The organism is Nocardia sp. XZ_19_231 (assembly GCF_015355705.1).
In the GTDB taxonomy this organism is placed as follows: Bacteria; Actinomycetota; Actinomycetes; order Mycobacteriales; family Mycobacteriaceae; genus Nocardia; species Nocardia salmonicida.
Map to the genome: position 1 here is coordinate 1 of NZ_JACUZI010000004.1, position 12,282 is coordinate 12,282.

At 64.3% G+C, this 12,282-nt stretch carries 12 protein-coding genes; 3 read left to right on the forward strand and 9 right to left on the reverse strand.

Going from position 1 to position 12,282, the window contains the following annotated elements; translation table 11 throughout:
- From IBJ82_RS18690 to IBJ82_RS18715, 6 genes are all read right to left on the reverse strand, one after another.
- Positions 1 to 182 (reverse strand): MlaD family protein (locus tag IBJ82_RS18690; protein WP_194827810.1); only part of this gene is annotated, 182 nt, incomplete at its 3' end.
- Positions 183 to 488: 306 nt separating this feature from the next.
- Positions 489 to 1,310, reverse strand: coding sequence for an SDR family oxidoreductase (locus tag IBJ82_RS18695; protein ID WP_194827243.1), 822 nt, complete (start codon positions 1,308 to 1,310; stop codon positions 489 to 491).
- On the reverse strand, positions 1,307 to 2,509 hold the full coding sequence (locus IBJ82_RS18700) for a cytochrome P450 (RefSeq protein WP_194827244.1): 1,203 nt from the start codon (positions 2,507 to 2,509) through the stop codon (positions 1,307 to 1,309). Before IBJ82_RS18700 ends, IBJ82_RS18695 begins: the two co-directional genes overlap by 4 nt.
- Positions 2,499 to 4,067 carry a bifunctional 3-(3-hydroxy-phenyl)propionate/3-hydroxycinnamic acid hydroxylase gene (locus tag IBJ82_RS18705; protein ID WP_194827245.1) on the reverse strand — a complete coding sequence of 523 codons (1,569 nt, stop codon included), beginning with the start codon at positions 4,065 to 4,067 and terminating at the stop codon, positions 2,499 to 2,501. Before IBJ82_RS18705 ends, IBJ82_RS18700 begins: the two co-directional genes overlap by 11 nt.
- Positions 4,057 to 4,995, reverse strand: coding sequence for a fumarylacetoacetate hydrolase family protein (locus tag IBJ82_RS18710; RefSeq protein ID WP_194827246.1), 939 nt, complete (start codon positions 4,993 to 4,995; stop codon positions 4,057 to 4,059). Before IBJ82_RS18710 ends, IBJ82_RS18705 begins: the two co-directional genes overlap by 11 nt.
- Positions 4,992 to 6,128 (reverse strand): VOC family protein, encoded by a 1,137-nt coding sequence (locus tag IBJ82_RS18715; protein ID WP_194827247.1) that lies wholly within the window; start codon positions 6,126 to 6,128, stop codon positions 4,992 to 4,994. Before IBJ82_RS18715 ends, IBJ82_RS18710 begins: the two co-directional genes overlap by 4 nt.
- A gap of 148 nt (positions 6,129 to 6,276) precedes the next feature.
- Here IBJ82_RS18715 and IBJ82_RS18720 point away from each other — a divergent pair, with 148 nt between their 5' ends.
- Together IBJ82_RS18720 and IBJ82_RS18725 are read left to right on the forward strand one after the other, a co-directional pair.
- Complete coding sequence (locus IBJ82_RS18720; protein ID WP_194827248.1) at positions 6,277 to 6,924, forward strand: TetR/AcrR family transcriptional regulator; 648 nt, start codon at positions 6,277 to 6,279, stop codon at positions 6,922 to 6,924.
- 229 nt (positions 6,925 to 7,153) lie between these two features.
- The gene (locus tag IBJ82_RS18725) at positions 7,154 to 7,762 is read left to right on the forward strand and encodes a TetR/AcrR family transcriptional regulator (RefSeq protein WP_194827249.1); all 609 of its coding nucleotides are present in this window, start codon (positions 7,154 to 7,156) and stop codon (positions 7,760 to 7,762) included.
- A gap of 92 nt (positions 7,763 to 7,854) precedes the next feature.
- Here IBJ82_RS18725 and IBJ82_RS18730 read toward each other — a convergent pair whose 3' ends face one another.
- The 3 genes from IBJ82_RS18730 to IBJ82_RS18740 all read right to left on the reverse strand — a co-directional run bounded on the left by IBJ82_RS18730 (position 7,855) and on the right by IBJ82_RS18740 (position 10,847).
- On the reverse strand, positions 7,855 to 8,199 hold the full coding sequence (locus IBJ82_RS18730; protein ID WP_194827250.1) for a nuclear transport factor 2 family protein: 345 nt from the start codon (positions 8,197 to 8,199) through the stop codon (positions 7,855 to 7,857).
- 1,098 nt (positions 8,200 to 9,297) lie between these two features.
- Positions 9,298 to 10,044, reverse strand: coding sequence for a GAF and ANTAR domain-containing protein (locus IBJ82_RS18735; RefSeq protein WP_194827251.1), 747 nt, complete (start codon positions 10,042 to 10,044; stop codon positions 9,298 to 9,300).
- A gap of 89 nt (positions 10,045 to 10,133) precedes the next feature.
- Positions 10,134 to 10,847, reverse strand: a complete 714-nt coding sequence (locus IBJ82_RS18740) for a GAF and ANTAR domain-containing protein (protein WP_228537405.1) — start codon at positions 10,845 to 10,847, stop codon at positions 10,134 to 10,136.
- Between the two features lie 350 nt (positions 10,848 to 11,197).
- Here IBJ82_RS18740 and IBJ82_RS18745 point away from each other — a divergent pair, with 350 nt between their 5' ends.
- Complete coding sequence (locus IBJ82_RS18745) at positions 11,198 to 12,142, forward strand: RNA polymerase sigma factor SigF (RefSeq protein ID WP_194827811.1); 945 nt, start codon at positions 11,198 to 11,200, stop codon at positions 12,140 to 12,142.
- The last annotated feature ends 140 nt before the right edge of the window (positions 12,143 to 12,282 follow it).

Consider the following 12,282-nt stretch of genomic DNA (forward strand, 5'->3'; position numbering starts at 1 on the left):
GTCATGTGGACCTCGACGTAGGTGCCCTTGGGCACGATCTTGTCGACCTTGCCCACCGCGAGGCCGAGGACCATGATCTCGTTGCCCTCGTACATGCCGGCGATGTTCTCGAAGTCGGCGGTGATCTCGGTCGAGCGGTCGAGCCCGTCGTCGGTGGAAAACAGGGAACAGCTCAGCGTCATTGTCGCGGCGGCGGCCACCGCGACAATGCGAAACGGTCTGTTCACGGTGTTGTGCAGAAGCCCCACGGTGCGTTCCCTCCGGCCGTTGAAGACACGTACACCTCGACAGCCGCGTCCACGGGTCACCAAACTGATGAAATAGTCACATATGACTATTTACTCAGTCAAGGAAGCGGAGGAATCCTCACAACCGTGAGGGCTCCACGCTTGTGATGTCGGCGGATCCCCGCAGGATCGGATGATTTCGCTGTGGTGAATGCGGGCTAGCGCTGACGACGGCCGACCGACCTGCCTCGGCCCGACCGCCTACGGCGCACGTCGGGTTCGCACGGACCCGACGCCGTATGTCTTGGCCATGACGGCCTCGATTACTCTGCGCGGCAACAATCTACGGGCCAGGAACACTGCCGGTGCGTTGCTGCCGACGGCATAGAGCGGCAACGTCTGTTCGGCTTCGACAGCTTCGAGCACAGTGCGGGCGACCTCGTCTGCCGTTATTCCCTGGGCTTCCTTCGCGTCGAGGACGGCGATCGCCGAGGTGAACTGTTCGACGTAGGGGGAGTCGCTGCTGATGTATTTGGTGCGGCGTCCGGACAGTCCGGTTGCGATGGAACCTGGTTCGACGGTGGTGATGTCGATTCCGTACGGCTTCAGTTCATACCGCGCGGCGGTTGCGAAGCCCTTGAGGGCTGCCTTGGTTGCGACATAGGACGATCGGTAGGCGAGGGGGAAGCTCGCGAGCATCGAACCGATGTTGACGATCCTGCCGCGATGCTGCTGTCGCATCCCCGGCAGTAGTGACTGAGTCAGTTCGATGGCACCGAAAACGTTGAGCTGGAACAACCTCCGCACCGCATCCATCGGTAGCTCTTCGAGCGGTCCGCATTGGCTCTCACCGGCGTTGTTCACCAGTACATCGACGGCTAGGCCGTCGAGCGCGTCGACGAATCGGGCAATCGAGCCACGGTCGGTAAGGTCCAGGTCGCGGTAGTCGACGCCAGGCACGGGATCGGCCACGGTCGAGCTGTCGCGGCTTGTCCCGAGCACGCGGTAACCGCGAGCGACCAAGGCGGTGGCGACGGCCCGTCCTATTCCGGAGGACGCCCCGGTGACGATCGCTGTCTTCATGCCGACCTCCTGTCTGCTGGGACGAGCTCGAGCGGAAGACGTTCCAGCCTGCGAATGATGTTGTTGACGGCCCACTTCGGTGTGCCGACCAGCTCGATCCGTTCGACACGATCGGCCAGTGCCCGCAGAATCGAAGTGGTTTCGAGCCGTGCCAACGTCCGGCCCGCGCAACCGTGCACACCCCAGCCGAAGCCGAGCTGCCGGGCCGCGTCGCGGGTGATGTCGAAGGACTCGGGCTGATCCCATTCGGCCGGGTCCCGGTTGGCGGAAGCGAAGAGCACCAGTACGCGGCTTCCACCCGGGATCTTCACCCCACCGATGTCGGCATCGCGCGCGGCCGTGCGAGAGAACGCGCGCAATGGCGATTCGATCCGCACGACCTCGTTGACGGCATGGGGTATCAGTCCCGGATCCGACCGCACGGCCTGCCACTGCCTGGGGTTCTGTGAAAACAGGTAGAGCGCACTCGAGATCGCGCCGATGGTGGTGTCCAGAGACGGGGCCAGGTAGTCGATCATGAGTGCCGGGCACGACTTCTTGTCGATTCTGCCCTCGTCGGCGGCGCGGAGGACGTCACTGCCCATGCTGTCGACGAGAACCGAGCGATCGCGCGCGACACGGCGGGCGAAGGCTAGCATTTCGGAAGCCGCCTTCGCCGCGCCCACGGAGTGCCGGTTGATCGGCCCCATCGAGTCGAACGTCGCACTGGCCCAGCGCAGCAATTCCTCGCGCCCGTCGTGCGGCCAGCCGATGAGATCCGGAACCACCGAAAGTGGCAGTGCGGTCGCGAGATCGTCGACCCCGTCGATGCGGTTGTTCGCCAAGGCCTTGTCCACGACGCTGTCGGCGAAGCGCTCGACGGTATCGGTCACTTCCCGAAGCGCCCTCGGCGTCAGTCGGTGTGCGAGCACGGACCGTTTGATGGCGTGCTCTTCTGCGTCGCTGTTGAGCGTGGTACCCCGGCCGAGGCAGTTGGCAACGGGGTTCAGCGACACCCCCTTACCCGAGACGAAGGTCGCGTCATCCCGGAGGACGGCCTTGCACTCGGCGTATCGGGAGATCGCGAAGACGCGCTGGCGCGGAAGCCACACCACCGGACCGGCCGCGCGCAATGCCGCATAGTGCGGGTACGGATCGAGGATCGCCTCGGTGCTGAAAAGATTCTCGCGATACCGCGGGAGGGAAATGTCAACCGCCATGGGAACTCCTGTGTGTGGAAGTGGTGGTCAGAGCGGGGCAGCTCGGTACACGGGTGTGGAGGGAGGGGACCGATCGGGAGGTCGCCAGCACGGTTTTGTCCGGGCGCACGATCGCAGCCGTCGCGCGTCCGCGGCGCAGCCATTCGCCGAGCTCGGAGGATGCCGGTACCGCCAGGATCGCGGCGCCGCGCCGGTCGAGTTCGGTCCGCTGTTCGCGGGTGAGCGGGGTGGCCGCGAGGAAGAGAAAGCGTCCGGCGGCGATCTCGTCGACTCGTGTGCCGTCTTCGACAACGCAGTTCGGACACAGCGAGCCGGCCAGGTCGCGGGGCCGAAAAGCATGTCGCGCAACGAACATCGACCGGGAAAGGCGTGGTGTGGTGCTGTCGGTGACCTTGGATCTGATGACCGGAACGTGGCCGAGGAGCGGCCACATCCGCTTGCGGATCACCTCGCCCGCCGCTGCGCCACTCGTCATCGCCCATCCGACGGCGACGGCCAGACCGATCATCGAGGTGACGTGCGGTGCACGTTCGGATTGATAGGTGTCGAGGGCGTCGTCGCGCAGTTCCGCGCTCCTGACGGCGACCAGCTTCCAGATCAGGTTCTGGGCGTCACGCAGACCGGCGCCCATGCCCTGCCCGATGAACGGCGGGGTGAGGTGCGCGGCGTCACCGAGCAGAAAGATCCTGCGGTCCCGCCATCGGTCGACCACCTGGGCACGAAAGGTGTACTCGGTGGACCGGATCAGCGTCAGCTCGGGACTTCTCACCTCGCGCAGCCAGGGGGAAAGGAGCGGCTCGATGGTGTCGAGCGTGGCGAACCTGCCCGCGGCTTCGTCGTCGCGGAGGCGGAACTCCCAGCGGTAGCGTGATGCGCCGATGCGCATGTACGTCGCAGCGCGTTCGGCATCGCACACCTGATGCACGCCCTCCCACTGCCCGAGATCGGCGTCGGTGGCGATGTCGACCACCAGCCACCGCTGTTCGAAACCCAGGTCGCGCATTCGCGAACCGATCGACGCGCGCACGACACTGTTGGCACCATCGCAGCCGAGTACGAAATCCGCTGTGACAGCTCGTCGTTCACCTGTCTCGGCATCGCGGTAGGTCACGCGAGCGCGATCACGCAGGTTCGCCACCTCGAGCACTTCGCACCCACCCCGTATCCGCACGCCCTCCGTCGACGCCAGCCTGGACCGCAGCACGCGCTCGAGATCCGGCTGGTCGAACATGTTGGCCAGCGGGAACCCGTGCGGCATCCGGTCGGGGTCGCGGTCGAACTCCGCGAGCGTGGCGATCGCGGAGTCGACCAGCCGAAGGCCGCGGCCGGGCCGGGAGATTCCCGCGAACTCGTCGCTGAGTCCGAGATCGGCCAGAATGCGGTACACCTCGTCGTCGAGATGTACCGCTCGCGGCTGCGGGTACACCTCGTCCCAGCGATCGACTATCAGACACTCGATGCCGTACCGCGCCAGAAGCAACGCGGCGGTCATACCGGTCGGGCCCGCCCCGACGATCACGACCGGGTAGTGCTCGATCCGGCCTCTCTCAGTGCCCATACCGCACCTTCGTGCGCTGAATGCCGAGGTCGAGCGCGCCGTCGGGTGTCGAGACGGTCAACTCCACCACATCGCCGTCCTGTAGATAGCGGGGGTTCGACGCCTGCTTGTTGAAAAAGATCTTCCACTTGAGCGCAGGCGGTACCAGCGACCCGAGGATCTCGATGGGTTTGGCGGGAGCCTTCAGGGCCGTTCCGCCGGGGGTGCCTGTCAGCAGTAGGTCGCCCGCGTCCATGCGCTGGAATCGGGTGAGGGCGCGCAGGGTTTCGAGCGGACTGTAGATCATCTCTGCCGCCGTGCTGTGCTGGCGCACTTCGCCATTGACACGCAGTGTCAGGCAGAGATCGTGGAATCTGTCGTACTCGCCCGCCTCCAGCAGTAGCAACACCGGGCCGACCGGTGTGAATGTCGGATACGACTTGCCCTCGTAGAACTGGGTTTTGGGCAGTTGGACGTCGCGGGCGGACACATCATCGGTGATGACCAACCCCGTGATGACGTCGCCGATGTTCGAGCTGTCGAGTTCGGTGCCGACGGGCAGCGTCGCGCCGAAAACGAGCCCGATCTCGATCTCGTAGTCCAGCAATCGCACGTGCGCCGGTTTGACGATGTCGTCCTCGGGACCGCTGATGGACCCGGACGACTTCCGGAAGAACGTCAGCGGAACGGTCGCCGGGTTCATCCCCGAATCCTGCACGTGCGACACATAATTGGTCATCTGCGCGACAACCCGACACGGCGCGGTCACCGGGGAGACGAGCGCCAAGGTCTCCACGGGCGTGGTGTCGCTGCCGCCGCGCGCCGCTTCGATCGCGGCTCGGTCGGCCAGGAGTTCGCCTGTGGTCGTGGCGGCGGTGTCGATTCGGACGGCGCCGTGCGGGGTCAGTACCCACCATGCGTCGGCGGTACGCAGCACGGAAATGCTCATGAGTTGGCTACTTTCAGCAGGCCCCGCAAGCGCTGGGCGTCGAATTCGTTGTCTCGGTGCAGCGAAGAGAAGATGGACCGGAGTTCCCGCAGCGATTGGCGGCCCGGTGCTAGGCCGAGGAAGTCCTTGGTTGCCGGTGGGCCCCACTGCGCCAGGCCCGAGGCCGTCATCGGCGCCCAGCCCGGTTCCAGGGAACTGTCGAACAGGTCGCCGTCGCTGAAGTGCTCGACGAGGAAACCGTCGGGATCGCGCCAGTAGTCGAAGATCTGACTGCCCTGGATATGTCGTCCGATGCCCCAGGACCGGCGATAGCCGCGTTCGGCCAGGAACTCGCCTCCGGCTGCGAGCGCGTCCAGGTCGCACACCTGATACGCCGAGTGCACGTATCGGTCCGAGGGGCCGAGTGTCATGGCGAGGGTGTGATGGTCGGTGGGCGTGTTCCCGCGATCGCAGCGGATGAAGGCCATCACCGGCCCGCGTTCGCGCTGCCCGTCGTAATACAGGAAGTCGCTGACGATGAGTCCGAGATGCTCGAGATACCAGTTCAGGTTCTCCAGGTAGCGGGTGCGCGAGAGCACCACATGGCCGAGCCGCTCGACACCGGCGGGCACGCGCGGTGGCCGCTGCGTCGCATTGACCCGTGCAGCGGAGTCGCCGACGTTGAGGGGGTGGGCACGCTGCCCCGGTAGCTGCGGCAGCCGACGCGCACCCGCCACGACGCGCACGGTCTTGCCGCCCGGATCGTGCAGGGTGACGCCGATTCCGCCGATGCTCTCGGACAGCCGTTCGACGCGATGGCCCGTCACCTCGGCGAGCCTGAGCACGTCGGACTCCTCCGCGGCCAGGAACGCGGCGCCGACGAAGCGGGTGCGATCTCCCTTGCGAATGATCACGCACGCCGTGCCCGCCTGCGTGCCGCGCAGGTGGATCTCCTCCGAGGAGCGGTAGGCGACAGAGAAACCGAAGGCCAGCGCGAAGGCTTCGGCCTTCAATAGATCGGGCTTGCGGAACTCCAGCCAGGCGAGGTCGGCGACCTTGATGATCGGATCCCTCGCACGGCCGGGGTGCTCGCCCGGCAGCGCGCCCTGATCGACATGCAGGTCGCGATGTGCGTCGCTGCGGACCTCCGACATCCCTCGACTCCTCCGTGCGCGGTGACTTTCTGACGATATCGTCACCTATGACTCTATGATCAGTCAAGGGTTCTGAGGGAGTCGTCAGATTTGAAGGTGGACTAAGATCGCGGCAGCCGAAACCACTGCCAGAAGGTGACCAACGAAAATGTCCGCCACAGCGAACAGGCTCGAACGCCGCAAAGCTCGCACCCGCTCGGCTCTGATCGCCGCTGGGCAACGTTTCATCGCCGAGGGCAGGCTCAACGCGCCCATCCTCGAGATCACGCAGGCCGCGGACGTGGGATTGGGCTCGTTCTACAACCACTTCGACAGCAAGGAAGAACTGTTCGTCGCGGCGGTCGACAGCGCGTTGGAGTCGCTGGGCGACTACCTCGACTCACTCACAGCCGACCTCGTCGATCCGGCGGAGATCTTCGCCACGTCCTTCCGGATCGTCGGCCGGCTGTTTCGGCTACAGCCTGATCTGAGCCTGGTCCTGGTCAACTCCGGCGCCTCGCTGATCGAATCCGAGCACGGCCTCGCGCCTCGCGCCGCACGAGACATCGCCGCCGCGACACGCGCCGGACGCTTCGTGGTCGAAGACACCGATCTGGCGATGGCGCTGGTGACCGGATCACTGCTCGGCCTCGGGCGCCTGCTGCTACAGCAACCCGACCGCGATTGCGCCGTGACCGTGGACGAGATGACCGTGGGAATACTTGTCGCACTTGGCCTCTCGCGTGACGATGCCCAAGAATTATGCAGTAGACCGGTGTCGTTGGATGGCGAGACCGCGGCCGACGCTCCGAGCTGAGACTGCGACCACGGCAATGACATCGAATACCGGGCGACGGTCTCGCATCGCGACTCGGGGCCCGTCTGCGCAACTGGCTCGAGCCGGGAGATGTCCTCGCCTTGACTCTCGACGATATCGGCGAGGTCGAACACCTCGTCACCAGCTGATAGGAATCCGCCGCCTGCTGTCGGCGCTCGGCTGGGTGGTGGTGCGGCGTCGATAGAAGGTGCCACTACTGTATGGCCCCATGGCGCGAATCAAGGCCACGAACACCGGCACCGAGGTTACGCGACGGCAGGTGATCGCCGCCGCGGTGATCGACGTTCTCGCTGAACAAGGTCTTCGCGGGCTGACTCACCGCGCGGTGGACGCCGCCGCCGGATTCGGCAGCGGTGCGGTGAACTATCACGCCCCCACCCGGGCGCGCCTGGTCCATCTGGCACTGGAAGAACTGTTCGCTCGCGACGGGGTCGTCGCCGCCACTCATTTCGCCGATCTGATCAGCACCCCGCAGATTCCCATGGCCGTCGTGGTGGACCGCATGAGCGCGTTCGTGCAGGAAATGACGACCCCTCCGGCTCGTCAGCGTGTTATCGCCCGGCACATGTTGTTGGCGGAGGCTCAACGTGATCCACAGATCCGTGCGGAATTCGATGCGCAGCGTGGCGCGTTCGTGGAGTTCGCCGCGCATATCGTGACCGCGATGGATCACGACTACCCCGCGATCACCGCCGAGGTGGTGGTGATCATGATCGAAGGCTTGATCCAACGCCAAGTACTCATCGGGGCAACACCATTGGCTGATTCGTTGCATCCGATCATCGCAGGCCTACTGCGCTCATGGAACCTCGAGTAATTCCCACCTATTCGATGCTCCGACCCATGTGAAGATCAGGTTCGACGAATTCTTTCGGATGCGGTGAGCCAGGAGATCGACACCCGATAAGGCTAATCCGGCACCCTGTCGACAACGGTCACGATGTTGACGATCTTGTCCCTGTCGACCACGAGACGGTCCGCGCCCCGGCAGCGTAGACGGGGTGGTGCTGTGAGGTCGTAAATTAGCACTGCTGTGGTGTCGTTCCCGAAGGATGCGACCAGCGCCGCCCCTCGGATTGCGGGCAGACACTGTGAGATGAACTGCCTATACGCTCTAGAGCCGCTCACGCGCCTGCCTTGTGTGTCGCAGACTACGTCATCGGCGACATAGCGCATGGCCTTGCTGAGGTCGCCGGCTGTCAACGCGGTGAAGTAGTGCAGGGCTGTCTGTACCGCGACGGTGGACTCGGGCATGACTACTCCTTCAGGCGATGAACGCATCAGGGATCGCGCGGCGGGGGCGGCGTGGGCACCAGGGCGCGCCCCTCGGCATGTCACGCCGAGATGCTTGGATCTGGTCACTCAGTTGGGGCTCGGCGGGGCCGCCGATATCCCTTCGCGAGCGCATCGGGCGGCGGTGCGCTCCAACTCAGCCAACAGCGCACGCTCGGACGCATCATGCACCGTCGCAGCCAGCTCGATGCCCAGCAGTAGCGCGTCTTCCCGGTTCGACCGCACCTGGGGGTGCGGATCGGCGGGTAGTTGACAAGCTGCGGACGGTCTTGCATCGTCTCGCTCGATCGGATCGACCATCGGGATCACGTGTTCCTTTCGTTCATCGCTATCTCGGTCGACGAAGCGGTTTCGCTTTCGAACGCGAAGTACGGAAAGTCCTGTGGCAGAGCGAAATCAGTGACGATGTATCGAAAGTGTGGGTGTATCGGTCTGGTGGTCGACGAATCGTCGGCCGTGGCCGACAAGCGTCATCGCCTAGCGCGTCGAGCGCCTGACACTTTTCAACACCTGTTGAGGATAGGGGGAGTGTTGCGCGCGCAACCGGACCTTGCCAGTTTCGGTGACATGACACAAAGTTCGGGGGCCGAGTTGGTGCACCTCCGGGTGGCACGCGCATCGACAGGTCCAACTCCACGACAGTTGCCGTGAAAGGCCAAACATCACCCAGCGGTGACTCGCACCGCGCCGTGTGTGCGACCGTGGACACGCGCGATTCCGCGAAACCGTCCCCGGACCCGGCCGGCCAAGAGCCAGACTGAGGACACCCGCCAGCCCGACTATCGGCGGGGAGTAGAAGGATTCGTACCCCGCCCGCCTCTGGATGGTCCTCGGACACAGAACCAGGGATTCCGCGGCGCGGCGACGGGATTTCCTGCCCTGCGTGTGGCCAGAGGACGTCAGCGGCGTCTCATCTGGTACCGACTGGTGCATCCACCGGCCTGCCGCACGGTGGCGACCGGGCGGCACCGTCCGTCGAGCACCACCGCGCCGACCGCCTACTTCCTCGAAGAAGGCACTGCGCTCACCGAGGTCGCCGGGGCTGTTCTCGCCGATATGTCAATCGTCGAGAACTGTGCGCGCTGTGGTTACGCCGGTGACCAGTTGATGGGCAATATCGGAGAGTCGTGTGCTTCGTCGACGCCCGTAGGTGCGCAATGCTTGGAATGCCTGGTCCATATCAAGGTTTCCCGCGTGTGCGAGTACACCTTTGGCCTGTTCGATGGTGATGCGATTGGTCAGCGCGACTTGTAGTTGCTCGGTCAGTACCTCACCGCGATGGATCGCCCGTTCTTGCAGGATTCCGATCGTCGCGGTATCAGCAAGGGCTTGAGCTGTCCGAAGGTCTTTTGCGGGCATGGGTCCTGGTTCGCGGCCGAAGAGATTCAGTGCACCGATGGTCTCGCGGCGCAGTCGCATCGGTAACGCATGGACGGCGACGAAACCTTCGTCGAGAGCGCGGGGGACGAACAGCGGCCAGCGGGCGGCCGCGGTGCGGAGATCGGGGACCGAGACCGGTTCGCCGCCGTGCACGCAATCCCAACACGGACCTTCGCTGGTCTGGAGTTGATAGAGCTCGAGCATCCGGGTCTGTTCGGTCGAGGAGGCGAGCACTTGCAGATTTCCCCGTTGGTCGGACAACACGATTCCGGCGGCGGCGGCATCGAGGAGACGAACACAGTGCGAAACGAGCTCGTAGAGCACATCCACGATGTCGTAGTCGTCCACCAGTGTGTCCGCCATTTGGACAAACGCGTCCAAGAGACTGGCTTCTCGTTCTCTGGTCGACAGCGGCGCCTCGGGCATAGCGTTGTCTCCTTCCTCCAGTATCAAAGGTAATCCCCGACTCGCGGTTGCGCGCCTGCGGTCATCGATGGGCTTCGGGTGATCCGGGCTCACGGCTGCTCCAGGTCAGCGGGGGTCAATCGGCGGGCGACCAGATCATCGGCGACTTCATCGACCAAGCGTCCGGTGGCGAAGGAGTAACCACGCAATCGCGCGAGTGCGTGTGCCGCGGAGATACTGAACTCCGCGATGAGCATCCCCGTTGCTTGATGCACCTGGCCGCGGCTGGAGGGCAGGTCGGTCCACCACGGTTGATCCACCACGTTCATCTGCATCTCCAACACAGCCAGCGTCACGATATCCACCGTCTGCAGCGCGATCGCGACCTCGGCTGCGGACAACCAGCCGGGTTGCTCGCGGTAGAGATCCAGCGCGCCGAGGCTGATCGCACCACTGATCAAAGGAAACGCGAAGATCGCGCCGACCGGTTCGTTGATCATTTCCGTGGCGAAGACCGGCCAGGCCGTGCTGACAGCGTGCAGGTCCGCCACCAGCACCGGGCGGTGGGTCTTGAAGGCTTCGAAGCACGGACCTTCCCCGAGACTGAACTGCACCGCATCGATCCGGGCGACCACTTCGTCACTGGCGTACAGGGTTTCACGAATATCGGCATCGGCCATCAGTGATATCGAAGCACCGTCGACAGGCAGCAAGCCCACACACATCCTGCCTAGTCGTGCCACCGCATCCAAGCCGTCGCGGCTACTGTCCAGCGCGGACAGCAGGGCCGCGCGAGCTTCGAGGACCGAGTCCTGTTCAGTCAACGATCGTCGCCACCCCAGGCGGCAAATCAACGGCACCCGCTGCCACGTCCACAATGTGCATCGGTTGCCGCGATTCTCTGAGTAACGCATGGGACTGGTGGCGTACAAGCTACACGTCTCGGACGGAAGCAAACGACCAGTATGTGTTCGTCGGGTGACGGATACGGACTGCGAAAGTGGTCAGCACAGCGCCCGGTTTCGGGGTACCCCCGGGCGGCGCCTTCAACCTACCGTGGCCCAGCCGAAGGCTGTACACTTCGGTGCAGATGCACGATGTCGTGTGCATCGAAGAATTGCTGTCCTTGACCCTGGCAGTCGAACGCAAACACGCGACGACCGAAGGTGTCACCATGGGCAACAGATGGCTCGCTATCGAGCAACTGGACAGCCGAACTTCCGCGGCCGAACCGGTATCGGCAACCGATCAGCAGCTGCCGCCGCAGCAGCAAGTTGCCGGCTCGATCGACGAACACCGGCCTCACCCGAGCGCATCGAATCCCGCTGTCGCACCGGCCTCGCGGCACCTGCGTGGCAGCGACAGCTACGACAACATCGAACCGATACTCGAACAGCTGGCCCAGCTCGGAGCGCAGGATCCGCGCCGTCCGGTATTGCGCGAGAACATCATCGGCCGATGCCTGCCGCTAGCCGACCACATCGCCAGGAAGTTCGCCGGTCGTGGAGAAAACTTCGACGACCTCCAACAGATCGCTCGCCTGGGATTGCTCCAGGCAATCGACCGCTTCGATCCCGCTTACGGTGCGAGCTTCGTGGCATTCGCGGTGCCGACAATCATGGGTGAGGTTCGTCGCCACTTTCGCGACCGCACCTGGGCGGTACGGGTCCCGAGGCGGATGAAGGAAATTCAGCAGCTACTCGGCCCCGCGACCGACGCCTTGACCCATGAGTTGGGCCGCACACCCAAAGCGCGTGAAATCGCCGAGGAACTCGGTATCGATCTGCTCGAGGTCACGCAGGCCTTGATCGCGCGCAACGCTTACCACACGGCGCCGATCGATGCGCCTACCAGCAATGAAAATGACGACACATCACATTCGTTGCTCGACTTCCTCGGCGCCGAGGATCCCGAATACTGTCACGTCGAGGATTTCTTGGCCGTCCGGCCGTTGATCGCGGCATTGCCCGCCCTAGAACGCCAGGTGCTGCACCTGCGGTTCTTCCGATTCCGGTCCCAAGACCAGATAGCCCAACAGATCAGCGTCTCTCAGATGCAGGTCTCGCGCATCCTGTCCCGAACACTGAACACATTGCGAGAGAGCGCGTTACGCGACTGAAAGTGCCGAACGCACCGGGTTGGCTCGAGGCTAGTTGTGTCGTCGGGACAGCGCTACCTGATACCGCAGTCGGATGAAATCTGTGGTGCCGAACGCGTAGTGCCGCGACGGCGGGGAAGCGTTGACCGACAATAACATTC

Coding starts and splice junctions, on each gene's coding strand:
- IBJ82_RS18720 (WP_194827248.1), top strand. CDS start 6,277: ATGTCCGCCACAGCGAACAGGCTCGAACGCCGCAAAGCTCGCACCCGC.
- IBJ82_RS18695 (WP_194827243.1), bottom strand. CDS start 1,310: ATGAAGACAGCGATCGTCACCGGGGCGTCCTCCGGAATAGGACGGGCC.
- IBJ82_RS18730 (WP_194827250.1), bottom strand. CDS start 8,199: ATGCCCGAGTCCACCGTCGCGGTACAGACAGCCCTGCACTACTTCACC.
- IBJ82_RS18705 (WP_194827245.1), bottom strand. CDS start 4,067: ATGGGCACTGAGAGAGGCCGGATCGAGCACTACCCGGTCGTGATCGTC.
- IBJ82_RS18710 (WP_194827246.1), bottom strand. CDS start 4,995: ATGAGCATTTCCGTGCTGCGTACCGCCGACGCATGGTGGGTACTGACC.
- IBJ82_RS18700 (WP_194827244.1), bottom strand. CDS start 2,509: ATGGCGGTTGACATTTCCCTCCCGCGGTATCGCGAGAATCTTTTCAGC.
- IBJ82_RS18715 (WP_194827247.1), bottom strand. CDS start 6,128: ATGTCGGAGGTCCGCAGCGACGCACATCGCGACCTGCATGTCGATCAG.
- IBJ82_RS18735 (WP_194827251.1), bottom strand. CDS start 10,044: ATGCCCGAGGCGCCGCTGTCGACCAGAGAACGAGAAGCCAGTCTCTTG.
- IBJ82_RS18725 (WP_194827249.1), top strand. CDS start 7,154: ATGGCGCGAATCAAGGCCACGAACACCGGCACCGAGGTTACGCGACGG.
- IBJ82_RS18745 (WP_194827811.1), top strand. CDS start 11,198: ATGGGCAACAGATGGCTCGCTATCGAGCAACTGGACAGCCGAACTTCC.